The 24,826-nt window shown below is 67.8% G+C and carries 24 protein-coding genes; 11 read left to right on the forward strand and 13 right to left on the reverse strand.

The features are described 5' to 3' along the window. From Q7V15_RS10805 to Q7V15_RS10825, 5 genes are all read right to left on the reverse strand, one after another. A partial coding sequence (locus Q7V15_RS10805; protein WP_304755569.1) for a beta-eliminating lyase-related protein occupies positions 1-423 on the reverse strand: 423 nt, incomplete at its 3' end. Further along, a complete protein-coding gene (locus tag Q7V15_RS10810) occupies positions 420-1,571 on the reverse strand; it encodes an epoxide hydrolase family protein (protein ID WP_304755570.1) in 1,152 nt (383 codons plus the stop codon). The genes Q7V15_RS10810 and Q7V15_RS10805, both read right to left, overlap by 4 nt. Positions 1,572-1,646: 75 nt before the next feature. Next, positions 1,647-2,246 (reverse strand): TetR/AcrR family transcriptional regulator, encoded by a 600-nt coding sequence (locus Q7V15_RS10815; protein ID WP_304755571.1) that lies wholly within the window; start codon positions 2,244-2,246, stop codon positions 1,647-1,649. Between the two features lie 95 nt (positions 2,247-2,341). After that, on the reverse strand, positions 2,342-3,493 hold the full coding sequence (locus Q7V15_RS10820) for a trans-acting enoyl reductase family protein (protein WP_304755572.1): 1,152 nt from the start codon (positions 3,491-3,493) through the stop codon (positions 2,342-2,344). Further along, positions 3,490-4,593: an NADH:flavin oxidoreductase gene (locus Q7V15_RS10825; RefSeq protein ID WP_304755573.1), complete on the reverse strand. Its 1,104-nt coding sequence runs from the start codon at positions 4,591-4,593 to the stop codon at positions 3,490-3,492. Before Q7V15_RS10825 ends, Q7V15_RS10820 begins: the two co-directional genes overlap by 4 nt. 141 nt (positions 4,594-4,734) lie before the next feature. Here Q7V15_RS10825 and Q7V15_RS10830 point away from each other — a divergent pair, with 141 nt between their 5' ends. Both Q7V15_RS10830 and Q7V15_RS10835 read left to right on the forward strand, forming a co-directional pair. Further along, complete coding sequence (locus Q7V15_RS10830; protein WP_304755574.1) at positions 4,735-5,721, forward strand: NADPH:quinone reductase; 987 nt, start codon at positions 4,735-4,737, stop codon at positions 5,719-5,721. Continuing rightward, positions 5,718-6,101 carry a DUF4440 domain-containing protein gene (locus tag Q7V15_RS10835; RefSeq protein WP_304755575.1) on the forward strand — a complete coding sequence of 128 codons (384 nt, stop codon included), beginning with the start codon at positions 5,718-5,720 and terminating at the stop codon, positions 6,099-6,101. The genes Q7V15_RS10830 and Q7V15_RS10835 overlap by 4 nt, the downstream gene beginning before the upstream one ends. On the opposite strand, the gene Q7V15_RS10840 is transcribed toward Q7V15_RS10835, so the two are convergent. Beyond that, a complete protein-coding gene (locus Q7V15_RS10840) occupies positions 6,085-6,516 on the reverse strand; it encodes a hypothetical protein (RefSeq protein ID WP_304755576.1) in 432 nt (143 codons plus the stop codon). The two genes, Q7V15_RS10835 and Q7V15_RS10840, sit on opposite strands and share 17 nt — an antisense overlap. Before the next feature lie 312 nt (positions 6,517-6,828). Beyond that, on the reverse strand, positions 6,829-9,588 hold the full coding sequence (secA, locus tag Q7V15_RS10845; RefSeq protein WP_304755577.1) for a preprotein translocase subunit SecA: 2,760 nt from the start codon (positions 9,586-9,588) through the stop codon (positions 6,829-6,831). 280 nt (positions 9,589-9,868) lie between these two features. Between secA and Q7V15_RS10850 the strand changes: the two genes are divergently transcribed. After that, positions 9,869-10,708: a class I SAM-dependent methyltransferase gene (locus Q7V15_RS10850; protein ID WP_304755578.1), complete on the forward strand. Its 840-nt coding sequence runs from the start codon at positions 9,869-9,871 to the stop codon at positions 10,706-10,708. A 55-nt stretch (positions 10,709-10,763) separates the two neighbouring features. Here the strand turns inward: Q7V15_RS10850 and Q7V15_RS10855 are convergent, their stop codons facing one another. Then, complete coding sequence (locus Q7V15_RS10855; protein ID WP_304755579.1) at positions 10,764-11,933, reverse strand: acetyl-CoA C-acyltransferase; 1,170 nt, start codon at positions 11,931-11,933, stop codon at positions 10,764-10,766. A gap of 149 nt (positions 11,934-12,082) precedes the next feature. On the opposite strand from Q7V15_RS10855, the gene Q7V15_RS10860 reads away from it, so the two are divergent. Both Q7V15_RS10860 and argJ read left to right on the forward strand, forming a co-directional pair. Beyond that, positions 12,083-13,063: a peptidylprolyl isomerase gene (locus Q7V15_RS10860; RefSeq protein WP_304755580.1), complete on the forward strand. Its 981-nt coding sequence runs from the start codon at positions 12,083-12,085 to the stop codon at positions 13,061-13,063. Positions 13,064-13,317: 254 nt separating this feature from the next. Next, positions 13,318-14,529, forward strand: a complete 1,212-nt coding sequence (argJ, locus tag Q7V15_RS10865) for a bifunctional glutamate N-acetyltransferase/amino-acid acetyltransferase ArgJ (protein WP_370689804.1) — start codon at positions 13,318-13,320, stop codon at positions 14,527-14,529. Between the two features lie 4 nt (positions 14,530-14,533). Here argJ and Q7V15_RS10870 read toward each other — a convergent pair whose 3' ends face one another. The 3 genes from Q7V15_RS10870 to Q7V15_RS10880 all read right to left on the reverse strand — a co-directional run bounded on the left by Q7V15_RS10870 (position 14,534) and on the right by Q7V15_RS10880 (position 19,269). Continuing rightward, a complete protein-coding gene (locus tag Q7V15_RS10870) occupies positions 14,534-17,053 on the reverse strand; it encodes an HWE histidine kinase domain-containing protein (protein WP_304755581.1) in 2,520 nt (839 codons plus the stop codon). A 152-nt stretch (positions 17,054-17,205) separates the two neighbouring features. Then, on the reverse strand, positions 17,206-17,757 hold the full coding sequence (locus tag Q7V15_RS10875) for a biliverdin-producing heme oxygenase (protein WP_304755582.1): 552 nt from the start codon (positions 17,755-17,757) through the stop codon (positions 17,206-17,208). Positions 17,758-17,841: 84 nt separating this feature from the next. Beyond that, the gene (locus Q7V15_RS10880; RefSeq protein ID WP_304755583.1) at positions 17,842-19,269 is read right to left on the reverse strand and encodes a DEAD/DEAH box helicase; all 1,428 of its coding nucleotides are present in this window, start codon (positions 19,267-19,269) and stop codon (positions 17,842-17,844) included. 312 nt (positions 19,270-19,581) lie between these two features. Here Q7V15_RS10880 and mutT point away from each other — a divergent pair, with 312 nt between their 5' ends. Then, positions 19,582-19,989 carry an 8-oxo-dGTP diphosphatase MutT gene (gene mutT / locus Q7V15_RS10885; RefSeq protein WP_304755584.1) on the forward strand — a complete coding sequence of 136 codons (408 nt, stop codon included), beginning with the start codon at positions 19,582-19,584 and terminating at the stop codon, positions 19,987-19,989. Further along, on the forward strand, positions 19,905-20,138 hold the full coding sequence (locus Q7V15_RS10890) for a Flp family type IVb pilin (RefSeq protein WP_304755585.1): 234 nt from the start codon (positions 19,905-19,907) through the stop codon (positions 20,136-20,138). The genes mutT and Q7V15_RS10890 overlap by 85 nt, the downstream gene beginning before the upstream one ends. Before the next feature lie 7 nt (positions 20,139-20,145). On the opposite strand, the gene Q7V15_RS10895 is transcribed toward Q7V15_RS10890, so the two are convergent. Continuing rightward, positions 20,146-21,060: a methyltransferase domain-containing protein gene (locus tag Q7V15_RS10895; RefSeq protein WP_304755586.1), complete on the reverse strand. Its 915-nt coding sequence runs from the start codon at positions 21,058-21,060 to the stop codon at positions 20,146-20,148. Here Q7V15_RS10895 and Q7V15_RS10900 point away from each other — a divergent pair. From Q7V15_RS10900 to Q7V15_RS10915, 4 genes are all read left to right on the forward strand, one after another. Further along, positions 21,059-21,838 carry a ComF family protein gene (locus Q7V15_RS10900; protein WP_304755587.1) on the forward strand — a complete coding sequence of 260 codons (780 nt, stop codon included), beginning with the start codon at positions 21,059-21,061 and terminating at the stop codon, positions 21,836-21,838. The genes Q7V15_RS10895 and Q7V15_RS10900 overlap by 2 nt on opposite strands. 61 nt (positions 21,839-21,899) lie before the next feature. After that, on the forward strand, positions 21,900-22,157 hold the full coding sequence (gene grxC, locus Q7V15_RS10905) for a glutaredoxin 3 (RefSeq protein WP_304755588.1): 258 nt from the start codon (positions 21,900-21,902) through the stop codon (positions 22,155-22,157). Between the two features lie 4 nt (positions 22,158-22,161). Next, positions 22,162-23,010 carry a carbon-nitrogen hydrolase family protein gene (locus Q7V15_RS10910; RefSeq protein WP_304755589.1) on the forward strand — a complete coding sequence of 283 codons (849 nt, stop codon included), beginning with the start codon at positions 22,162-22,164 and terminating at the stop codon, positions 23,008-23,010. Continuing rightward, on the forward strand, positions 23,007-23,435 hold the full coding sequence (locus tag Q7V15_RS10915) for a DUF1178 family protein (RefSeq protein WP_304755590.1): 429 nt from the start codon (positions 23,007-23,009) through the stop codon (positions 23,433-23,435). Before Q7V15_RS10910 ends, Q7V15_RS10915 begins: the two co-directional genes overlap by 4 nt. Before the next feature lie 26 nt (positions 23,436-23,461). On the opposite strand, the gene Q7V15_RS10920 is transcribed toward Q7V15_RS10915, so the two are convergent. Beyond that, positions 23,462-24,742 carry an OmpP1/FadL family transporter gene (locus Q7V15_RS10920; RefSeq protein ID WP_304755591.1) on the reverse strand — a complete coding sequence of 427 codons (1,281 nt, stop codon included), beginning with the start codon at positions 24,740-24,742 and terminating at the stop codon, positions 23,462-23,464. Positions 24,743-24,826: the final 84 nt, after the last annotated feature.

Below are 24,826 nucleotides of genomic sequence, written 5' to 3' on the forward strand. Positions count from 1 at the left end.
CAGGGACAGGGCCGCCGGCGGCTGGGCGTGGGCGCTTTCGGGGCGCGCCAGGGCGGCGGCCAGGGCCTGCGGGTCAATGCGGCCTGAAACGCCCTCCAGGCCCTGGATCGCCAAGCCATGGCCAAAGAAGCCGGGCGCGCCGGTCTCGTCGGTGGCGACATGGGAGTCCCGATGGGCCAGGACGCCCTCGAAGGGCCGGGCCAGGGCCGCCAGGCAGATGGCGTTGGCCGCCGTGCCGGAGGTGACGAAGCGGACCTCGGCGTCGGCGTCCAGCATGCCCCGGATCAGATCGGCCGCCCGGGCCACCGTGGCGTCAGCGCCATAGCTGGCGGCGAAGCCTGCATTGGCGGCGTTCAGGGCGGCCATGGCTTCTGGGGCGGCCGGGGCGGTGTTGTCGGAGGCGAAGTCGTAGCGGGCGGTCATCCCGCCGTTCTACCCCACGCCCTCACATCGTCCACGAAGAGATCAGGCTCCTCCATGGCCGCGAAATGGCCGCCGCTCGGCATGTCGGTCCAGCGGACGATATTGTAGCCCCGGTCGGCGAAGGAGCGGGGCGGGGCGGGGTAGAGGGCTTCGCCGGGGAAGTTGGCGAAGGCGGTCGGCGTCTCACAGCGCTGGCCTGGCTGCAGGGCCACGCCGCCTTCCTCCAGCATGCCGCGATAGTACCAGGCGCCGGTGGCGAAGCTGTCGGTCATCACATAGAGCATGATGTTGGTCAGCAGCCGGTCCTTGGAATAGACCGCCTCAAAGCCCTTGGTCCGCAGATCCGACCAGTCGTGGAAGCGCTCGGCGATCCAGGCGGCCTGGCCGACTGGATTGGACGCCCCCAGCCAGGCCAGAGACTGCGGTTTTGACGCCTGCAGGCGGAAATAGGCGCCCATCACGTCCATCATCCCCGCCTGGCGGGTCATCCAGGCGGTCTCTTCCGGGGTCTGAGGCCCGCCCGGCGCGCGGAAGGCCATCATGTTGAGGTGAATGGCCCGCACATGGGCGGCGTGGTCGAGCCCGAGCCACGAGGTGATCATTGAGCCCCAGTCGCCGCCCTGGGCCAGATAGGTCTGATAGCCCAGCACCTGCGTCATCAGGGTGTTGAACAGCCGCGCGGTGCTGCGCTGGCCCATAGGGCGGGACGGCTTGGACGAGAATCCGAAGCCGGGCAGGGAGGGAATGACCAGGTCATAGGCATCAGCCGCATCGCCGCCGAAGCGGGACGGGAAGGCGAGCCTCTCGATCACCTCCCAGAACTCGTAGTGCGACCCGGGCCAGCCATGGGACATCAACAGGGGGCGCTTGCCGCCAGCCTCGCCCACCACATGGACGAAGTGCAGATCGAAGTCCTCGACCCGGGCGGTGAACTGCGGGAAGCGATTGAGCTCGGCCACGGCGCCCCGCCAGTCATAGCCGCCCGTCCAATGGTCGCAGAGGCTCTTCAGCCAGGCCCCGTCGCAGCCATAGGCCCAGCCGTCGGGGACCTCAGGGATTGGCGGCCATTCATAGGCGCCGACCTTGCCCAGGATGTCGGCCACCCTGGCCTCGTCCCACTGAACCTCGAACGGTTGAACCTGGCTCATGGCGCGCTCCCTGCTTTTCGTTGCGGAGGAGGTTGCCCGGCTTGACCCAGGGCGCGTCAAGGTCGATCGGCCCGCTCAGGTCAGTGGGCGAAGGCCCCGGGAGATGGCCGGGATCACTTCGGCGATCAGCTTGCGCGCCCCCCCTTGGGGCAGCTTGCCCACCATCTCCAGCACGATGCAGCCATGGGTCGAAGCCCAGAACATCTCGCCGATCCGAACCGGGTCGCCGGCCAGGTGGCCGGACTCCACCAGGCTGCGGACATACTGGCTCATGGTCGCCCGGGCGCGGTTGGCGGAGCGGGCCAATTCCGGATAGTCGGCCTCATTGGGCTGATACATGTCGAACATCAGCTTGTAGGTCTGAGGGTGTTCGAAGGCGAAAGTCACATAGGCCTCGCCCACCGCTGCGCCCCTGGCCCGGGCGTCCCCGGGCTTTGCATAAGCCGCCTCCAGAGCCTCGGCGAAACGGTCGAAGCCGGCTGTGCGCACGGCCGCCAGGATGTCGTCCTTGTCCTTGAAATAGCGGTAGGGGGTCATGGGGCTGACCCCCAGGGCTGAGGCCAGCTGGCGCATGGTCACGGCCTCCGGTCCCCGCTCGGCGAACAGTCTTTCGGCCACCTCGCAGAGGCGGTCGCGGAAGTCGGCGACGTCAGACTCGGTCAGGACTCGGGGCATCAGACCTCAGAACAGCGGGTTGATCGCAGGAACCACGACAACCTCACTGTTACATTTACGTCGTAAAATCAACCCGGAGCGGAGGAGCGGTCCGATCAGGCCTCGACTTCGAAGGTCATCCCGGCATTGGCCCGCAGCCGTTCGACCAGCCTCATCCCCATGGCGGCGCCCGGCGTCCAGACGCCGCCCGGCGTGTCGGTCGCCTCGTTGATCAGGCAAATGGCGGCTTCGCCGATCATCTTGGACGTACAGCCATAGCCCGGATCCTTGTCGCCGGTGACGGCGACGCGCATCTGCTCGCCGCCCTCGCCCAGGCCGATGAACAGGACGTCGAAGAAACCGGTCTCGCGCTCTTCCTTGCTGGGGCCTTCGCCGGGCTTGGGACCGCCCTCGGCGCCCAGGGCCGGGGCCGGCGGGGCGTTGGGATCGACCACCACCATCTCGTCATAGACCAGGTTCTCGCCATAGGCGTGGCCGGTCAGCAGGTTCGAGCGATGGACATTGCGGGTGTTGATGGCGGCCATGATGAAGGGGCCGACGGTGGCGCCCAGGTCGGCGTCCTCCTCCACCTTGTCGCCCTTGGGCTGTTCGGGCCCCTTGAAGCCCGGGGTCAGGACGAAGGGGTCGACCATCAGGGCGAACAGGCTGGGGTCTTTGGACAGGGCGGCCATGGTCGCCTTCAGGCTGGCGGCGGTGCCGCCGGAGAAACCGCCCTTCATCTTGCGCACGCGCCCCTTCACCCGGGGCAGGGCGTGGCCGAATTTCTTCTTGGCCTCCTGTGCCAGATAGAAGACGCCGAGCTCGAACGGGATGGAATCGAAGCCGCAGGAGAAGACGATCCGCGCGCCGGTCTCCTTCGCCTTCGCCTCGTGGGCGTCGATCATGTGGCGCATCCAGACCGGCTCGCCGCAGAGGTCGAGATAGTCGGTTCCGGCCAGGGCGCAGGCGGCCACCAGATCGTTCCCGTAGAGCTGGTAGGGACCCACGGTGGTGATCACCGCCTTGGTGCGCTCCACCATGGCCTTGAGCGAGGCCTTGTCATCGGCGTCGGCGACGACGAACGGTGTCTCGGCGGGCGCGCCGATCTCGTCGCGGACGGCGGCCAGCTTGTCGGCGCTGCGTCCAGCCATGGCCCACTTCACCTCGCCCCCGACGCCGTAGCGCTTGGCCAGGTGTTCGGCCACCAGCCGGCCGGTGAAGCCGGTGGCGCCATAGACGATGATGTCGAATTCGGCGTCTTGTCTCACAGGGCGTCCTCCGTCTGGTCCTGGGCGACGAAGCCCGGCCAGTTGTTCATATAGGTGATGAAGGTCGGGCTCAGGCCTTCGGCGGCCAGATGGGCGCGGGTCACGGGCAGGGCGACGGGCGTGAAGTCCGCATCAGCCTCGACCTTGCGCGGATAGTCATGGTGCAGGATGGCGGCGCGGCCGATCAGGACATAGTCGGCGCCGGCGCCCAGGGCGTCGCGGGCATCCTGGCCGGTCATGATCTTGCCGGCCACGCCCAGGCGGACGCCGGACCGGGGCAGGTCGGCGAAGTAGGACATCAGGCTCCGCCCCTTGAACTCGGCCTCCGTCGGCTCCTTGCGAACGTCCCAGAGAGACATGTCGAGGAAATCGAGCGCCGGATGGGTCAGCATCTTGGCGGCCAGGTCGCGGATCTCGGTCAGCTTCAGGCCAAAGCGCTCCGGCGACAGGCGCAGGCCCAGAAGGAAGTCCTCGCCGCAGCGGGCGCGGATCCCCTCGACGATCTCCACGATGATCCGGGCGCGGTTCTCGGGCGAACCGCCATAGGCGTCCGTCCGGTGGTTGAGATCGGCTGAGAGGAACTGGCAGAGGATGTAGCCGTGAGCGCCATGCACCTCGACCCCGTCGAAGCCCGCCCGCTTGGAGCGCTCGGCGCCGGCGATGAAGGCTTCGATGAGGTCGGCGACCTCCGCCTCGGTCAGCGCCCGGGCGCCGGTGTCGGCGTCGTCGGACGGACAGACCGGCGCCTCACCAATCAGCTCCCCCGGCGAACGGTTGCCGGCATGGTGCAGCTGCAGGACCGCGACGCTGCCCTGGGCCTTGATGGCGGCGGCCAGGCGGGTGAGGCCCGGCAAATGATCATCGGAAAAGACGCCCAGCTGTCCGGGAAAGCCCTGGCCGATCTTCTGGACGTGGGCCGCGCAGGTCATGGTCAGGCCAAAGCCGCCCTTGGCCCGCAGGGTCAGCCAGTGGAATTCGTCGTCCGACAGGGTCCCGTCGGCGTGGCTCTGGGTGTTGGTCAGCGGCGCCAGCATGAAGCGGTTCTTCATCGCCGGCCCGTGCGGGAAACTGAGGGGCGCAAACAGGTCGGGTTCAGCCATGGTCTCGTCTCCGGCGTAAGGTGAACCCCGTTCATAGACGAGGCGGGCGACGCAACGAAGGGGCGCCGTTGCGGAAGGGCTGGACTTGTCTCGCCCGCCGCGGCGGGTCATCCAGGGGCGGTGAGCCATCCTGGAGGTCAAATGCGCGCTGTCTGGTACGACCAAACCGGCCCTGCCCGCGAGGTGCTGCAACTGGGGGACCTGCCCACGCCTCAGGCCGGGCAAGGCCAGGTGCTGATCGCGGTGAAGGCCTCAGGGGTCAATCCGTCCGATGTGGGCATGCGGGGCGGGGCTTCGGGCGCGCCCATGGCCTATCCCAGGATCATCCCCCACAGCGATGGAGCCGGCGTGGTCGAGGCCGTGGGGCCCGGGGTGTCGCCAGGTTGGGTCGGACGCAGGGTCTGGTTCTACAATGGCCAGCGCAATGGCCGGGCCTTCGGCGCGGCGGCGGAATATATCGAGCTGGACGTCGACCTGATCCGCCCGCTGCCCGACAATGTGTCGTTCGCCCAGGGCGCGACGCTCGGCATTCCCTGCATGACGGCCCACCGGGCCCTGTTCCTGGCCGGACCGGTCCAGGGCCGCACGGTGCTGGTGACCGGCGGAGCCGGCGCTGTGGGCCACTATGCGGTGCAACTGGCCAAGTGGGCGGGCGCCACGGTGATCGCCACGGTCTCCAGCGCCGACAAGGCCGAGCGGGCCAGGGCCGGCGGCGCCGACCACACCATCGACTATCGCCGCGAGGACGTGGCCGCCCGGGTGCGCGACCTGACCGGCGGCCAGGGGGTGCATCACGTGGTCGAGGTGGACCTTGGCGGCAACGCCGCCTCGACCCTGGCCAGCGTCAGCCTGAACGGCTCGGTGGCCTATTACGCCACCAAGGGGAGCCGCGAGCCGGTGATCCCCGCCGGCGTGTTGATGGGGCTGAACCTGTCGATCCACGGGGTCTATCTGCCCGTCAGCCCCCATGAAGCCAGACGCCGGGCCCAGGCCGACATCACCGCCTGGATCGGAACGGGGCAAGCCATCCTGTCGGTGGCCGGGACCTATCCCCTGGAAGACTGCGCCGCGGCCCACGAGGCCGTGGAGGCCGGGACCAAGGTCGGCACCGTGGTGGTCGAGCCTTGACCACGCCCATCGACGCCATCCTCGCCCGCCGCCGCCTGACCAATAAGCTGATCGCCGCCAAGGAGGCGGCGCGGCTGAAGCCCTTTTTCGTCGCCAGCGTGAACGTCATCGTCGGCGACGGAACCCTGATCACGGGCGTCGAGGCGGTGATCGCCGCCTTCGCCGCCCAGTTCGCCGATCCGGACTTCGAGGCCTTTGTCCGTACGCCTGAGGCGGTGGAGCTGGACGGCGCGGGCGCGCGGGCCGCCGAGCGGGGCGCCTGGGTGGCTGTCTCCCGCAGTCAGGGCGAGCACATCGCCGGCTGGTACCTGGCCGTCTGGACGAAGGTCCGCGGTCAGTGGCTGATCGAGAGCGAAACCTTCGTCACCCTGCGGGAGTAACAGGCTCGTTCGCGACCGCCGGCGCCGGCTTGCGATAGGCGTAGAGCAGCAGCACCTGGGCTGTGATGATGAAGATGGCCGCGCCTGACAGCAGGAAGGCGTCGTCATAGACCTTGGGCGAGAGGACGAACTCGCCCTTCATGATCTTGCGCCAGCCCGCAAAGTGCTGGGTCGCGCCCACCACCAGGCCGAATACGCCAAGGACCGCGCCCACATAACGGCTGATCCAGAAGCCGGGATTAGGGGTCAGCATCAGCAGGCCCAGCAGGCCAATCACCGTCCGCTGGGTCCGGCAATAGGGGCAGACATAGACCAGGCCGGTGAGCTCCATGGCCCAGGTGGCGATACTGATCGCCACGGCGATCAGGCCCAGCAGGCGCATCCGGCCCGTCCAGAATTCCAGTTGCAGCATCACGGCCCCCCGGCTCCAAGGATCAAGCACAAATGATGTTACAATATAACTTGCGAAGCAAGCCCGCGCCCGCAGGGGCGGTCATGAAAACGGTCAGCGGGGGTTGGGGCGGCTCATCCGGCGTTGAGCGTCGGCAAGCTGCTCCGGGGTCATGCGCCGGACGAACTCCTCGCGCCGGCTGATGGCGTGGGCGTCCCCTTGAGCCACGGATGGCGACCACAGGACGTAGGCCTCGACGAGGTCAGCCTCCCCTGCAGAGCTTCACCCTAACGTGGGAGACGCCTGCGACGGAAGGGGCGGCGCGGGGGCGCTCGTCTAGACCAGCGCCCCATGGCAATGCTTGAACTTCTTGCCAGACCCGCAGGGGCAGGGCGCATTGCGGCCGGTCTGCTCCCAGCCCGCCGGCAGGGACGAGATCGGCAGGGCCTGTCGCTGTTCCCGAGCCATGCCAGAAGGCAGCGCGCCTGCGGTGGCGGCGTTTTCCCCGGTCAGCGGGTCCAGGTGGACTTCAATCAACCGCTCAGGCTGAAGCAGCGGCGGCGGCGGCTCCATCTGGATCTCCACCGTCATCATCCACTTGGTCACGTTGTGACGCAGGTCGGTGAGCAGCTTCTCGAACAGGGAGAAGGCCTCGGTCTTGTACTCGTTCAGCGGGTCGCGCTGACCATAGCCGCGCAGGCCGATGACATTGCGCAGGTGGTCCAGGTGCATAAGATGCTCGCGCCACTGCAGGTCGATGGTCTGCAACAGGAAGCTCTTTTCCAGATGACGCATCCGCTCGGGGCTCAGCGCCACCTCGCGCTCAGCGGCGCGGGCGTTAGCCGCTTCGGTGACCCGCTCGAAGATTTCTTCGTTCGCGATGCCGTCCTCGGCGGCCCAAGCCTTGATCGGCAGATCCAGGCCAAGAATTTCCCGGACCCGCTCGTCTAGCCCGTCCACGTCCCATTGCTCGGCATAGGCCTTGGGCGGCAGGTGGCGGTTGACCATGTCCTCGATGGTGTCGCCGCGCATCTCGGCGATGACGTCGGTGAGGTCTTCGGCCTCCATGAACTCCTGGCGCTGCTCGAACACGGCCTTGCGCTGGTCGTTGACTACGTCGTCGTACTTGAGGAGGTTCTTGCGGATCTCGTAGTTGCGCTGCTCCACCTTCTTCTGGGCGGTGGCGATAGCGCCGTTCAGCCACTTGTGGGTGATGGCCTCGCCTTCCTGGACGCCGAAGGTGCGCATGATCGAGTCCAGCCGGTCGCCGGCGAAGATGCGCAGCAGGTCGTCCTCGCAGGACAGGAAGAATTTCGAGCGTCCCGGGTCCCCCTGGCGGCCGGTCCGACCGCGGAGCTGGTTGTCGATCCGTCGGCTCTCGTGACGTTCAGTGCCCAACACATAGAGACCGCCGGCCCCCAGGGCCTTTTCCTTCAGCTCGACGATCTCGGCCTCGATCTCCTGGCGCCGCGCCAGATAGGCCTCTGCGTCAGGCTCGATGCCGAGGCCCCGCTGTTCGTCACGCCAGCGAGACAGGCGCATGTCGATGCTGCCGCCCAGCTGAATGTCGGTGCCGCGGCCGGCCATGTTGGTGGCGATGGTCACCGCGCCTGGCACGCCGGCGTCGGCGACGATCAGGGCTTCCTGCTCGTGATAGCGGGCGTTGAGCACATTGTGCGGAATGCCGGTGCGGGTCTGGCCTTCGTGCTCGAAAACATGGGTCTTCAGCAGTTCAGACAGCAGCTCGGACTTCTCGATAGACACCGTGCCCACCAGGATCGGCTGGCCGCGCACGAAGCAGTCGGCGATCTGCTTGAGGATGGCCTGGTTCTTCTCGGCGCCGGTGCGATAGACCTCGTCGTCCTCGTCCACCCGGGTGACAGGCCTGTTGGTGGGGATCTCGACGACCTCCATCTTGTAGATGTCGCCGAACTCCTGCGCCTCGGTGGAGGCCGTGCCGGTCATTCCCGACAGCTTCTTGTAGAGCCGGAAATAGTTCTGGATGGTCACCGAGGCCAGGGTCTGGTTCTCGGGCTGGACCCTGGCGCCTTCCTTGGCCTCGATGGCCTGGTGCAGGCCTTCGGACAGGCGGCGGCCCTGCATCATGCGGCCGGTGAACTCGTCGATCAGGATCACCTCGCCTGCGCGGATGATATAGTCCTTGTCGCGGGTGTAGAGGACGTTGGCCCGCAGGGCCTGGTTCACATGGTGGACCGCCGAGACGTTGGCCGGATCGTAGAGGCCAGCGGAATCCTCCACCAGATGGCCGCTCTGTTCCAGCATCTCCTCGATGCGCTCGGAGCCGACCTCAGTGAGCAGGACCTGGCGCTGCTTCTCGTCCAGGTCGAAGTTCTCCGGATCCTTGATCAGCTCCTTCACCAGGACGTCGATGGTCTTGTAGAACTCGCTGCGGTCCTCGGTGGGGCCGGAGATGATCAGCGGGGTGCGGGCCTCGTCGATCAGGATGGAGTCCACCTCGTCGACGATCACGAAGTTATGGCCCCGCTGGACCATCTCGGTGGTTTCATAGGCTAGGTTGTCGCGCAGATAATCGAAGCCGAATTCGTTGTTGGTGCCGTAGGTGATGTCCGACTGGTAGGCCGCCTGACGCTGGCCCTGCGACAGGCCATGGACGATGACGCCCACGCTCATGCCCAGGAAGGTGTAGATCTGCCCCATCCACTCGGCGTCGCGCTGGGCCAGATAGTCGTTGACCGTAATCGCGTGGACGCCCTTGCCCTCCAGCGCATTGAGATAGACCGGCAGGGTGGCCACCAGGGTCTTGCCCTCGCCCGTGCGCATCTCGGCGATGCCGCCCCGGTGCAGGACCATGCCGCCCACCATCTGCACGTCGAAATGGCGCAGGCCGATGGTCCGCTTCGAACCCTCCCGAACGACGGCGAAGGCCTCCTCGAGCAGCTGGTCGAGAGTTTCGCCCTTGGCCAGACGAGCGCGGAATTCCTCGGTCTTGCCGCGCAGCTGCTCGTCCGACAGCGCCTCCATCTGAGGTTCGAGGGCGTTGATCTTGGCGACCCGGGCCTGGAAGGCCTTGATCTTACGGTCGGGAGAGGAGCCGAAGAGCCGTTGGAAAAACATGTGCGGGGGCGTCCGAGAATGCGGTCGATGCGGGGTCGCGGGCGTTGCGCACGGCGCGCCGTCTGACCTTCGCCTGCCCGGAATCCCGCTCTTTGAGCGAGGCCGAGACTTAAGCAGCGGCCCCCCCAGTGTCAACGCAGGCTCAACTTATGCGCCACTTGACCGCGCGCCATGGCCTCGTACCATCGACCCACTATGAAGGCTTAACCTCGCCATAACCGCCACGTTCATCGTCGGCTTCACTCCCGTCCCGGGCGCCGCTCTGGACGAGGTTTTTGTTATGTGCGCCGCCCTGACCGCCCTTGCAGGCGGCAGGTTCAAGGCCTTCGAAGGCAGCTCCATGCTGAAATCCAACGACTCCACCCTGCTGGTGAACCGCTACGGCGCGCTCGCCGCACAGATTTATGACATCGACAAGCCGCTGGGCGCGTTGCCCGACACCGCCTTTCACCTCACGCGATTCAACGGATTTCGGGGTGAGATCCTGGAACCTGCCTGCGGGACCGGACGCACGCTGCTGCCTTTTCTGGAGGCGGGCCTCCGTATCGCCGGGTTTGACGCCAGCCCCGACATGCTCGACCTTTGCCGAAGCCGTTGCGCGACGGCCGGATTCACCCCCGACCTTAGCCTCCAGAGATTGGAGGACTTCGCCTATGACCGGCTCTTTGATGCGATCGTCATGCCGGTGGGGACCTTCTCTCTGATCGACGGGTTTGAAGCGGCGATGGCGGTGTTGCGTCGTTTCCACGACCAGCTCCACCCCGGCGGCCTGCTGGTGCTGGACCTGCAGGGCCTGTCGGCGCTTCGGGACGATGGCGCCGACCGCCGCAGGTGGACGACGCCCGATGGTGATCTGCTGACCCTTGAGGGGGTTCGGGTGAAGACCGACTGGGCGGCCCAGCGCATCGAGTCGATGCTCAGGTACGAGCGCTGGCGCGATCACCGTCTGGTCGAGGCTCATATGGAGCCGATGGCGCAACGTTGCTGGGGACGGGAGGAGTTCGCCCTGGCCTTGGGCGCGGCCGGATTCGTCGAGGTTTCGGTGACCGGCAACTATGTGCGCGGCCGTCCGCCTCGGACGGGCGATCAAGTGCTGACCTTTGAGGCGCGGCGCCCCTGAGAATAAAGGCGGCGGGCGGTGTTCCGCCCGCCGCCTCCGGTTCGTTCTTACGAGATCAGTAGACTTCGAACAGGCCGGCCGCGCCCATGCCGCCGCCGATGCACATGGAGACCACAGCGTACTTGGCGCTGCGGCGCTTGCCTTCCTGCAGGATGTGGCCGGCCAGACGGGCGCCGGTCATGCCATAGGGGTGTCCGATGGCGATGGAGCCGCCATTGACGTTGTACTTTTCAGGGTCGATGCCCAGCTTGTCGCGGGAATAGAGGCACTGGGAGGCGAAGGCCTCGTTCAGCTCCCACAGGTCGATGTCGTCGACCTTCAGGCCATGACGCTCCAGCAGGCGCGGAATGGCGAAGACCGGGCCGATGCCCATTTCGTCAGGCTCGCAACCGGCGACGACCCAACCCTTGAAGGCGCCCATGGGGCTCAGACCAGCCTTTTCGGCGGCCTTGGAGTCCATGATCACCACGGCGGCGGCGCCGTCGGACAGCTGGCTGGCGTTGCCGGCGGTGATGAACTTGCCTTCACCACGGACGGGCTGCAGCTTGGCGAGGCCTTCCAGGGTGGTTTCGGGACGATTGCACTCGTCACGATCGACCGTGTAGTCGACGACGGTCTCTTCCTTCGTCTCCTTGTTGACCTGCTTCATCTTGGTCTTCATGGGGACGATTTCGTCCTTGAACTTCTGCGCCTGCTGGGCCGCGGCCATGCGCTGCTGGGATTCCAGCGAATACTGGTCCTGCGACTCACGGCTGACCTTGTAGCGCTCGGCGACGATGTCGGCGGTGTCGATCATCGGCATGAAGATGGCCGGGTACTTCTGGATCAGGGCCGGGTCGATGTTTTCGCGACCGCCGCCGCCGCCGGGCATCGACAGGGATTCCACGCCGCCAGCGACCACGGCGTCGGCGCCGTCATTGCGCACATAGTTGGCCGCCGTCGCGATGGTGTTGAGGCCCGAGGAGCAGAAGCGGTTGACCGTCGAGCCCGATGTGGTGATCGGCAGGCCGGCCAGCAGGGCCACCTGACGCCCCAGATTGCCCGAACCGTGGGCCACATTGCCCATAATGCAGTCTTCAATGGCGGCCGGATCGATTCCCGAACGTTCGACCGCGTGTTTGACCGCGTGCGCGCCCATGCTCATGGTCGGGGTCATGTTGAAGCCCCCGCGGCCCGACTTGGCGAGCCCGGTGCGGGCATAGGAAACGATAACGGCTTCGCGCATATGTAATTCTCCCGAATGAATGCGATCCGGCGGTCTGCTTCTGATGCGGACGCCGAGTTATGATCGCGGCAACCTTTGCATCCCGCGGGGGAAATGGCTAGGGACGGACTGCGCCTGGGTCTCGTCCCAGCGCTCGAGGGATGCTGTCAATGACCCGAGCAAAACCCAATCGTTTCGGCGGTCTGGCGGCCGTACTGACCGCCGTGGGCCTCATGCTCGCCGCCTGCGGCGACCGTGGCGGCGACGAGCGTCCGCCCCAGCCTGGCGATGAGGCCGTGGCCCGGGTCGATGGCAGGACGGTCTGGGCCTCTGACGTCAAGCGCGAGGCCGTCGCCCAAGCCCTGATCGGCGAGGGCGAGCCCCTGGATATCTCGTCTGACCTGTTTCGGCGGGTGCTGGACGAGGTGATCGACCAGAAGCTGCTGGCCGCCGAGGCGCTCAAGCGCAATCTGGACGAGGATCCGGTCGCCCAACGCCGACTGGCCGCGGCCCGGGAGCGCATCCTTGGAGACATGCTTGTCGAGAATGTCGTTTCGAGCGCGGTGAACGAGAACGCCATTCGGGGCCTCTATCAGGAGCAGCTCAAGCTCGCCCGCCAGTCGGAGGAAATCCGCGCCCGTCAGATCCTGGTGGCCACCCAGGAGGAGGGCGAGGCCGTGAAGAGTCTGCTGTCCACGGGCGCCTCCTTCGAGGCCCTGGCCATGGAGCGCTCGACCGATGCGGCCACCCGCTTCAATGGCGGCGACCTCGGCTATTTCACCACCGACGTCATGCCCGAGGCCTACGAGGGCGCCCTGAAGGACGCCAAGACCGGCGATGTGGTGGGTCCCTTCGAGGTCGAGGGCGGCTTCGCCGTGGTCCGTATTGAGGACCGCCGCCTGGAGGAGCCCATCACCCTGGAGGCCGCGCGGCCCCAGATCATCCGCTTTCTGACCTATGATCAGGTCCGCGACCTGCTGGAGAAGCTGCGCGGTCGGGCCAAGGTCGAGACCCTGATCGGCGCCGCCCAGGACGTGCCCGGCGCGCCGGTCGAGCCGGCGGACGCCGCGCCGCCGCCGAAGACGCAGGCTCCATCAGCCAGCGCGCCCGCGACTAAGGCGCCTGTGGCCAAGACCCCGGAGGCCAAGTAGTGGCCCGCAAATCCCCCGACAAAACCAAGACCTCGGCGACCCCTGGTCCGGCTCCAGCGGCGAGGTCAGCGGTCCGGGCCACCGAAAGCGTCGGCGAAGTGATGGGCCAGAAGATCGAGCGCGCCCTTGATCCCCTGGCCAGCGCCATCAAGCGCGCGGCCTTGAAGCGCGCCGACAAGACCAGCCGCGCCCTGGAGGCGACGCCCCATGCGCCGAAACCGGCCAAGGGCGCCCTGCCCGTGTCCCCCCTGGTCGTGCCGTTCCCGGCCATGCCTCCGGTGGCCGGGGTGCGCCTGGCCACTGGCCAGGCCGGCTTCTACAAGCATGAGCGCGACGACCTCCTGGTCATGAGCTTTGATCCCGGAACCACGGCCGCCGGCGTCTTCACCCGCCACAAGGTGGGCTCGGCGCCCGTAGACTGGTGCCAGAAGCAGCTTGCCGCCACCAAGGGAACCGAAGTCCGCGCCCTTGTGGTCAACGCGGGCTGCGCCAATTCATTTACGGGCAAGCCCGGCGCCGACGCCGTGCGCCGGGTCGCCTCGGCGGTCGCCAAGCGCTTCGATTGCCGGCAACGGGACGTGATGGTGGCCTCCACAGGCGTCATCGGCGTGCTCCTCGACGACGCCAAGATCACCCAGCGCCTGCCCGAGGTGGAACAGAAGTTGACGCCGGACGGCTGGGCCGCCGCCGCCCGGGCGATCATGACCACCGACACCTTTCCCAAGGGGGCGACGGCTGAGGCCATGATCGATGGGACTCCGGTCCGCATCGCCGGCATCTGCAAGGGCTCGGGCATGATCGCGCCGGACATGGCGACCATGCTTGCCTTCGTGGCCACCGACGCGGCCATTTCCGCACCGGCCCTGCAGAGCCTGGTGAACCTCTATGTGCGCACCACCTTCAATTGCGTGACGGTGGACGGCGACCGTTCGACCAACGACACCCTGATGCTGTTCGCCACCGGCCAATCGGGCGCGCCGAAGATCACTCGGGCCGGCGACAAGCGGCTGGCCGACTTCCGCGAAAAGCTCGAGGGGGTGCTCCTCGACCTGGCCCTGCAACTGGTGCGGGACGGGGAGGGGGCGACGAAGTTCGTCAAGATCACGGTGGCCGGCGCCGAGAACCCGGTCTCCGCCCGCAAGATCGCCCGCACGGTCGCCGAAAGCCCGCTGGTCAAAACCGCCTTCGCCGGCGAGGACGCCAACTGGGGGCGGATCGTCATGGCCGTCGGTCGGGCCGACGAGCCAGTGAACCGCGATGAGCTGTCGGTGCGGTTTGGCGAGCACTGGGCCGCCCAGGATGGCCTGATCTCGCCCACCTATGACGAGGCCAAGATGAGCGCCTACATGAAGCGCCAGGAGCTTGAGGTCTTCATCGACGTGGGCGTGGGCAAGGCCAGCGCCAGCATGTGGACCTGCGACCTGACCAAGCAGTACGTGGCGATCAACGGCGACTACCGGTCCTGATCGATCAGGACCGGCGGGTCAGGGCCTCGCGCAGGGCCTTTTCCGAATAGGGCTTGCTGATAATGGTGACCCCGGAGAGCTGTTCAGGCAGGTCGGCCTGATCGCCAAATCCGGTGCCGAAGGCGAAGGGGATCGCCTCGGCCTTTAGCCGTTCAGCCACCGGCAGGCTGGTCTCATCCCCCAGATTGAGGTCGAGGAAGGCGAAGTCCGGGCGAGCCGCATCGATGGCCTCAAGCGCCGCGCCGACGGTGGAGGCCAGGCTCACCTGACCGGCGCCGAGCTTCAGCAGCACGCCCTCGAGGTCGAGGGCGATGATCATATTGTCCTCGACCACCAGCACATGCTCGGGTCCTGCGATGCGGCCATCGGGGGCCGGCGCCCCGGCCCGGTCCGTGGCGGCCGGGGCGCCCTCGACCACAAAGCGTCCTGGGACCCGCAGGGCCACCTGCAGGCCGGCCGGGTCGAAGACCACCTCCGCCTCGCCCCCCAGGTCGTGGGGGATCGAACGCTCGATGATGGTGGAGCCGAACCCGCGTCGGGTGGGGACGTGGACCGCGGGCCCGCCTTCCTCGCGCCAGGCGAAATCAAGGGCGCCCGAGGCGTCGGTGCTCCAGTTCACATGGACTTGGCCGCGGCTGTCGCACAGGGCGCCGTACTTGGCCGAATTGGTCACCAGTTCGTGGACCACCAGGGACAGGGTCGAGAAGGCCTGGGGTTCGATCAGCACCTCAGGGCCTGAGAGGATCAGCCGGTCGGCCCTGGACGCCAGATAGGCCTCGGCCTCGCCACGGATCAACTCGCGCAGGGCGCCGGGACCCCAGTGCTGCTGGGTGATCTGGTCATGGGCCCGGGCCAGGGCCTGCACCCGACCCGACACCACATCGAAGAACTCCTGGACGTTGGTCGCCCCGTCACGGCTCTGGGAGATCAGGCCGCGGATCAGGCCCAGGATGTTGCGCACCCGGTGGTTCAGCTCGGCGATCAGCACTTCCTGCCGGTGCCGGGCCTTGCCGCGCTCGGCGTTGGCGAGGTCCGTCAGCCGCATGACCACCTCCAGCAGGGTCAGGCGCAGGCTGTCCACCGCCGCCAGTTCCGAGGCCGACCAGGGCCGCGACTGACCGCGGACGGTCTCCTTCCAGGTCTCGAAGCTCTGGCGGGGAGTCAGGCGGGCGCCGAGGGGTCCGACGGTGACGGCCTTGTTCGGATCACCGGCCCAGGCCACTTCGCGGACGATCTCCGCCCGCTGGAAGATCAGGTAGTCCCCAGGCTCCCGCGACAGGGGCACGGCGATGACGCCGGCCGCCTCGGGCCAGTCCTTGGCCTCGGGCAGGTGGGCGCCGAGCTGGTGGGTGTGGAACACCCCTTGGGCGGTCCGGGCGTCGAGGAAGTCCGTCAGGGTCTTCAGACGGTCCGGCGACAGGCTGGCGCCATGGGTGGCGGTCTGCCCCCCCATATGGACGACCACGCCCTCGCAACCGGCCAGGGCGCAGAGTTCGCCCATGAAGGGCGTCAGGCTTTCGGGACCGGACGCGGTGGCCACGGAGCTGACCAGTCGGTCATGCAGGTTGCGCGCCCGCTCCACGTGGCGGGCCTCGGTGGCCTGCTCGCGGCTTTCCAGCATGTAGGAGAAGATCTGCCCGAAGAGTTCAGCCGCGGTGCGCCGCTCATAGGACACATGATGCGGCCCATAGTGGTGGCAGGCGAACAGGCCCCACAGCTTGCCTTGCCGCAGGATCGAGATGGAGAGGGAGGCGCCCACCCCCATGTTGCGCAGATATTCGATGTGGATCGGCGAGACGGCCCGCAGCATCGACATGGACAGGTCCAGCGGCCCGCCGCTGGGGCCAAGCGCCGGGCGGACCTTCGGCGTCTCGGCGTTGATGTCGGCGATGATGCGCAGCCAGCTGCGCTCGTAAAGGGCGCGGGCCTGCTGCGGGATGTCCGAGGCCGGATAGCGCTGGCCGAGGAATGAGCCGATCCCCGGGCGTACGGATTCGGCCACCACCTCGCCTGCCCCGTCCTGGTCAAAGCGATAGACCATGACCCGGTCGAATTCGGTGAGCGCGCGGACCTGGCGGGCGGCCTCATGGACGATGTCTTCCATCGTCTTCCGCTCGGCCACCCGATTGGCCATGGAGCGCACGGCGGATGCGGCCTCCAGAGAGGATTCGGCCCGGCTGGGCTCAGCCTCGATGACCAGCAGGTCGCCGGAATAGTGAACCGCTATGTCGAAGGGCTCGCCGCCGGCTCGCAGGGGCAGGTTGAACACCCGCTCCACCGAGTCGGCCCCGCGCATGATCTGCAGGCGACCGCGGATCTCGTGCACCGCATGGCCGTCGAGCACCTCGGTGAGCGACTGACCGATCAGGTCCTCAGCCGCATTGCCCAGAAAGGCCTGGGCGTTGTCCGAGGCGTGCGCCACCATCCATTGCCCCGTCACCGCCAGCAGAAAGCCGAACGGCTGAATCTGGCCCAGCAGATGGATGGGCTCGCGATCGCAATTGGTCAGGTCGACATCGGACAAGGCCGCGAACTCGATCTCATTTTCGGGGGCGGGGAGACGCGAGAACGGGGCTGCGTCGGCGGGAGCTTCACCGGGCATGCAATAGCAAAGACGCTCGCGAGTCTGTCGGGTAGCGGACCATTTCGGTCGATTGGCCGGCCCGGTCCGATCGGCTATGGCGCGGGCGTTGTGGCGTCTCTGAACGCCGTCTCGAAGGCGCCGAAGACCTGCCGGGCGCCATGCACGGCCGCCTCTGTCTGGGATGCGTCCAGGCTCTTTTCGTCCAGCCACTCGACAAAGCTGCGCCAGAGCGACAGGCCCTGACCGTGGGCGAGATAGGCGTCGGGGGCAGTGGGCTGCGCCTCGGCGAGCCGGCGGCGCAGGATCGCCCCGCCCAGGCGTGAGCCCTCCAGAACATACAGGGCGCCCAGGCGCGTCGCCCGGTCAGGAAGGTCGACGGTGCTTGCGGCCGGGGGCGAGGCCAGGCCCAGGGCCGCCAGATCAGCGGCCAGGGCCGGCGCGCGGCGCCGTTGCGGCCAAGCCGGCGGCAGGTGTTCGGCCGGTGCGGCGTCCAGAGCCTGTTCGATGCCGGGCAGCACCGCGGCGTGGGCCTGCAGAAAGGCCTGGTAGTCCTTGGAACGGGTGAGATCGAAGGCGCCGCCGAGTTGGTCGACGCGGTCGTGATCCTGGCGCGTTGCGGCGCGCAGGGTGGTTCTGAGAGTCATGGAGGGGTCGTAGGTCCTGTCGATATCCAGGACCCAACGCACGAGCGACGAACAAGTCGTCGCTCGTGGATGGATCAGGCCGATCTAGTCGATCGGGCTCCAGGCCTTGGCTGCGCCTTCGCGCTTGGGACCACGGAAGCGATCGCCGCCGCCGCCGCCGCCGCCGGCGCCGGCCTTGGCCGCCTGGGCGGGTTTGGCGCCGTCACGACGGGGCTGACCGCCGCCACGGCCTTCGCCGCCACGGTTCTGGTCAGGCCGACGACCGCGGGTCTGGCGCAGGGCGGCGGGCACGTCATTGCGCGGATCGCGCGAGCGACCCGAGGGCAGACGGGGCTCTTCCGGCGTGACGTCGGCGATGGCCTTGGTCATCAGGGCCAGGCCCTTGTCGTTGCGACGGTCGAAGGACGGGATGGTCTGTCGCGTCACCTTCTGGATGTCGCGGAGCAGATTGCGTTCGTCATCGGCGCAGAAGGCGATGGCCGAGCCGTCGGCGCCGGCCCGGGCCGTACGGCCGATCCGGTGCACATAGGCCTCCGGCACGTTGGGCAGTTCGTACTGCACCACGTGGCTGACGGCGTCGACATCGATGCCGCGGGCGGCGATGTCGGTGGCCACCAGGGCGCGAATCTTGCCGGCCTTGAAGTCAGCCAGCGCCCGCTCGCGTTGGCCCTGGCTCTTGTCGCCGTGGATGGCCGAGGCTTCCACGCCGCCCTGTTCCAGGCTCTTGGCCACCCGGTCAGCGCCGCGCTTGGTGCGGGTGAAGACGATGACACGCTTGAAGTCCTTCTCGGCGAACAGCTCGGCCAGCAGGGCGCGCTTGCGGGTCTGTTCGACGAACAGCACCTTCTGGGTGATGCGCTCGACGGTGGTGGCCTGCGGGGTCACCGAAACCTTGAGCGGATCCTTCAGGAGTTCGCCGGCCAGCTTGCCGATCTCGGTCGGCATGGTGGCCGAGAAGAACAGGTTCTGCCGCTGGGCGGGGATGTGCTTCACGATGCGGCGGATGGGCAGGATAAAGCCCATGTCCAGCATCTGGTCGGCTTCATCGAGGACGAAGGTCTCGACGCCCTGCAGGGTCACGGTCTTCTCGCCCAGATGGTCGATCAGACGGCCCGGGGTGGCGACGAGCACGTCGACGCCCGGCGCCATGGCGCGCATCTGGCCGCCATACTTCACGCCGCCGAAGATCACGGTGACGGTCAGGCCGAGGTGCTGGCCATAGGTGCGGAAGCTCTCGGCGATCTGGGTGGCCAGTTCGCGGGTCGGCGACAGGACGAGCACCCGGCAGCCGCGACGGGGCGCGGGCTTGGGGTCGGCCGCCAGGCGGTGCAGGATCGGCAGGGCGAAGGCGGCGGTCTTGCCGGTGCCGGTCTGGGCGATGCCCAGGATGTCACGGCCGGAGAGCACGCCCGGAATGGCCTTGGCCTGGATCGGGGTCGGGGTCTCATAGCCTTGGTCGGCCAGGGCCTTCAGAAGAGGTTTGGCCAGGCCGAGTTCAGAAAATTGGGTCAAGTGACTTACAGTCTTTCGGAGTGCGCCGAACGCGGCCGCTTGCTCTGCAAGGGTCGCTGGACGCGGGTCAGTTTGGGGAAAGCCCCCGCGTGGCGGGGCGATCTATGCGATCTCTTAGGGCGCTCAACAGGCCGAACCCCCATTTTCAGGAGGCCCTCACGCGGGCTGGAGCACCGATAGCGCCAATCAGGGCGCGAGGCGTACATCGTCTTTCGCAGGTGCGAAGTCAACCCATAGGAGACGGGCGGCTCCATCGACCGCCTGATTGTTCAGTCCTGTTGCATTCCTGGCTCAGGGCGGGAATGGAGAGGCATGACGGAAAAGCCAATGCTCCTGGTCGCCGCCGCGGCCCTGATTGACACCGACGGCCGCGTGCTGATCTGCCAGCGCCCAGAGGGCAAGCAGCTGGCCGGCCTCTGGGAGTTTCCCGGCGGCAAGGTGGAGGTCGGTGAGACGCCGGAAGCCTGCCTGATCCGCGAGCTGGACGAGGAGCTGGGCATCCAGGTGACCCACGCCTGCCTGGCGCCCTTTGTATTCGCGAGCCACGGTTATGAGTCCTTTCACCTGCTGATGCCACTCTACCTCTGCCGGCGCTGGAGCGGGTTCGTCACCGCGAAAGAACACAAGGCCCTCGCATGGGTGAAGCCAAACGAGCTCAGGAACTATCCGATGCCACCGGCCGACGCGCCGCTGGCAGCCTGGCTGCGCGATCTGGTCTGAGGCGCTTTACGCGGGACCGGTCAGGCGCGACGGCGATCGAATACGCCCTGCTGGCCTCCCTGCTCGGCCTCGTCATCATCACCGCCGCCGGCGCCCTGCGCGCCCAGATCTACGAACTGTTGATCAGCGTCGCCGACGCCCTGGGCTGAGGGCTGTTCAGTCCTCCCCCCGCGGCAGCGGGTTCTCCTCCACGCCTAAGGCGTCGGCCAGTCGCATCTTGGCCGAGCCGGGCTTCAAGGGCTGCTGCTGGCTGGCGTGGGGCGCCCAGCCGGTAAGGGTGAGGATCTCGAAGGTGGCCGGGATACGGCCGTCGGCCTCGCCGAACCGCTCCTGATAGAGCTCGAAGGTCCGGGCCAGCACCTGCCGGGTCAGGGCCCGGGGGTGGCGATCGGCCAGGGCGTTGGTCTCCCCCATCTGGCGCAGGTCGGCCATCAGCTTGAGCGGATGGGCGTAGCGCACGGTCACCCGGTCTACATCGGCCACCGGCAGGGCGAAGCCCGCCCGCTGCAGCAGGCCCGCGGCGTCAGAGGCGTCGGCGAAGGGAGAGATGCGGCTGCCGGCCCCGCCGGTCAGCTCGGCCTCGGCGTCGATCAGCGAACGGCGCAGCTCAAACAGGGTCGAACCGCCTAAGAAGGCGCCGATGAACAGGCCGTCTGGCCGCAGGGCCCGCCTGATCTGGATGAGCGCGCCGACCACATCATTGGTCCAGTGCAGGCTGAGCGTCGAGACCACCAGGTCGAGGCTGGCCGGGGCGAAGGGCAGATGCTCCTCATCGACCACGACCCGGGGGCCGGGGCGGCCGGCCAGCATGGCGGCGGCATAGTCGGACTCGATCACCGCGCCGATGCGCGGACGGGCGTCGCTTTGCGCCAACGCCTCGGCGAAGGCGCCCCGCCGCGCCGAAAGATCGACGGCCGTGGGGAAGTCGCGCATGATCGCTTCGAGCCGCTCCACCGCATCCTGGGCGGCGCGGCGGTGGAGGAAGTCGGCCTGGCGAAAGCCCTGGGCCGCGCGGGCGAGGCGCCGGCGCACCAGGGCGCGGTCGAACAGTCTGGGGGGAGCAGGTGACATGAGCCTGCAAGATGGCCTGTCGGGCCGCGTCTGGAAACCGGGGCTGCGGCTGAAATCGGCCGGACGCGGCCTGCTCGACCTCGTCTTTCCACCACTCGCCCTGGATACGGGGCCAAGGCCCCTCTCGCCGGGCCTGTCGGCGCAGGCCTGGATGAAGATCACCTTCATCGATGGGCCGGTCTGCGACGGCTGCGGCGCGCCGTTCGAATACGTCCTGGGTCCCGGCGCGCGGTGCGTGGCCTGTGAGGCCCGGCCACGGGCCTTTTCCCGGGCGAGGGCGGCCTGTCTCTATGACGAGACCTCCCGCGATCCAATCCTGCAGTTCAAGCATGCCGACCGCCAGGACCTGGCGCCGCTGTTCGCCCGCTGGATTTCGCGGGCCGCCGACCAGCTGGTGGAGGAGGCCGACGCCATCGCGCCGGTGCCCCTCCACCGGGGCCGGCTGTTCACCCGCCGGTTCAACCAGGCGGCCGAGATCGCCCGGGGGCTGGCCCGCCTGCGGGGACGGACCTATCTGCCCGACTCTCTGGTCCGTCGGCGGGCCACCGAGAGCCAGGGGGGGAAGTCCGGCTCGGGCCGCCAGCGCAATGTGGCCGGGGCCTTCCATGTGCCGCCGGAGCGGACCCGTCAGGTGGCCGGGCGCAACATCCTGCTGGTCGACGACGTTCTGACCACAGGCGCCACCGCCCAAGGCTGCGCGCGGGCCCTGCTCGCCGCAGGCGCAGCGCGCGTCGATCTCGCCGTGGTCGCGCGGGTGAAAGCCGCGGCCACTCCCTGATGATCTGCGGCCCTACGGCGCAGGTCTGGACATTTCGACCAGGACGTCCCTTATCGCCGACATGCCAAACGTCACCCTCTACACCAAGCCCTATTGCCCCTACTGCGTGCGCGCCATGGCGCTGCTCGAGAAGAAGGGCGTCGAATTCACTGAGATCGAGGCGGCCTTCGATCCAGAAAAGCGGCAGGAAATGAACCGGCGGTCGGGCCGGAACACCTTTCCGCAGATCTTCATCGGCGATCGCCATATCGGCGGTTGCGACGACATGATGGACCTGGAGCGTTCGGGCGAGCTCGACGCGCTGCTGGGTCAAGACTGAGCCGGTGAGCGCCAGCCCCGTGACCCTCCGCGTCGCCCTCATCCAGACCCGGACGCCGGCCAGCCACGCCGCGGCCCTTGATCACGTGGCGCCCCTCATCAGCCGCGCCGCTCAAGGGGGCGCCCGGCTGATCCTCACGCCGGAGGGGACCAATATTCTGCAGAAGGACCGGGAAGTCCTGCTGCCGCAGCTGACCTCCCTGGAGGACGATCCTGTGGTGCAGGGTATGCGGCAGGCGGCGCGGACCCTGGGAGTCAGTCTGCTGGTCGGCTCGGCCCTGGTGCGCCGGGAGGACGGCCAGGCGGCCAATCGCAGCGCCCTGATCACCCCGCAGGGTGAGATCGCGGCCACCTACGACAAGCTGCACATGTTCGACGTGGACCTGCCCACCGGCGAGACCGCCCGGGAATCGGCGACCTATGCGCCCGGCGACCGGGCCGTGGTCGCCGCAGCCGAGGGCGCAGTGCTGGGCCTGACCATCTGCTACGACATCCGCTTCCCCGCCCTGCACCGGGCGTTGGCCTTGGCGGGGGCCCAGATTCTGACCGTTCCAGCGGCCTTCACCCGGCCGACCGGCGCGGCCCATTGGGAGGTGCTGCTGCGGGCCCGGGCGATCGAGACCGGCAGTTTCGTCCTGGCGCCGGCCCAGGGCGGTTTCCATGAGGATGGACGGGGCACCTATGGCCGCACCCTGGCGATCGCGCCCTGGGGCGAGGTGCTGGGCAAGCTCGACCACGACGAGCCTGGGGTCCTGTTCGCTGATCTGGACCTTGGCCTGGTGGCCAAGTCGCGTCAGGCCATCCCGGCCTTGGCCAACGCCCAGCCCTTTTCCGGGCCGGTCCCGTTGCCATGATCCGCTACGCCCTGGCCTGCGAGCATGGACATGAGTTCGAAGGCTGGTTCTCCGCCTCTACGGATTTTGATGACCAGAAGGGGCGCGGCCTGCTGGAATGTCCCATGTGCGGGACCCGTGAGGTGCGAAAGCAGATCATGGCCCCTGCGGTGGCCGGCACCAAGCGCAACAGCCCAGACCTCCCGCCCCAGGCCAGGGCGGTGATGATGGAGGCGCTGAGCAAGGTCCGTCGCCATGTGGAGGAGAACTTCGACAATGTCGGCGACGCCTTCGCTGCCGAGGCCCGCGCCATCCACGAGGGACGCTCCGAGGACCGGGGCATCTATGGCCAGGCCACGCCCCTTGAGGTGAAGGCCCTGGTGGAGGATGGCGTCCCCGTCGCCCCCATGCCGCCTGAGCCGCCCAAGAAGACCGAGGTCAACTGAGCGGCTCAGGCCGGTGAGGTGATCGTCTAGAAGGTCTTGCGAAGACCCAGGGACAGAATGGCGCCTTCGCCGCTCACGTCCCCCCGCAGGCGGGTCGTGGTCTGGGCGGGCGTGCCTTCATAGAAGACGGTGTCATGATTGACCCGGCTGTCTTCGAAACTGACATAGGAAACCGCCGCATCCATCAGCAGGCTGTCGGTCAGGCGCGCGGTGGCGCCGACGCCGTAGAGCCAGCGGTCCCCGTCTGGAACCCTGGCGCTGCGCAGGGCGTCCGGCGTCGGGGTCGGGTCGTACTGGGCTCCGGCCCGCAGGGTCAGTCGCGGATTGACCAGATAGTCCACCCCGACACCCCCGGTGGTGACATCATTGTAGCGCTGGGGAAGGGTCTGGTTGACGCTGGGCGATGTCACACTGATGGCGTCGAATTCACTCCAGCCGATGCGATTGATCTGGGCGTTGAGGGCCAGCCGCTCTGTGGCCTGCCAGCGGGCGCCCAGGGTCGCGATCCAGGGGGTCGAAAAATTGGCCGAGCCGCCCGTGTCGGTGTTGAACGGAGCCAGCGGACCCGCCAGTCCGACGACCCGGACGTCGCCCTCAAGGTCATGCTCGATAGCTGAGCGATAACTGGCGCCGAGGGTGAGGGTGTCCAGGTGCGCCTGGGCGCCCACGGTCCAGCCGAAGTCCCAGCCTTCGCCTTTCAGCTGAGAAACCCCGTCTGGGGCGCCCGGCGCCAGGTTCGGATAGGCGGTCGATAGGGTGGCTTGGGTGTACTGGGCGCTGACGCCGGCCCCCAGGTCGAGCCAATCGGTGACCTGCATGGCCCCGGTCAGCTGCACGTCGGCGGTGGTCAAGCCCGACTCCAGGCCATCATAGCGGGCCCAGGCGTTGTCCCGATACTCGGTGGTGAAGTTGTAGGGGGCGGCGACTGACAGGCCCAGCGCGAAGCGTTCGCCCACCGGCGTAGCGATGGCGAAATTCGGAGCGACCCCGTTCTGGATCGGATTGAAGGCCCGAGGCTCCCCCTGCACCGGCGCGGTCACGCCGCCGGGATAGGTGATGGTCGATCCATCATTGTTGATCTGGGCGTCCACGAACACCGCATGCGCGCCCACATAGACTTCACGAGGCGAGCGGGCGATGGCGGCGGGATTCCACCACAGGGACGACACGCCGGTGTCGGCCGTCTCACCGGTATAGGCGCGCCCAGCGCCACGCACCGACTGTTCCTGGAGATAGAAGCCGCCGGCCGCCGCCGGACCCGCCAGCCCTGTGGCGCCCAACAGCGCCAATACCAGTGCCTTTTTCATCAGAGAACCTCCACGCATCACACCCTGGTCGGCGCCGGCGGCGCCACTGAACCGAAGGGAAGGCGAGGGGGGCTGATTGGTTTC

Source organism: Phenylobacterium sp. (assembly GCF_030651755.1).
Classification (GTDB): domain Bacteria; phylum Pseudomonadota; class Alphaproteobacteria; order Caulobacterales; family Caulobacteraceae; genus Phenylobacterium.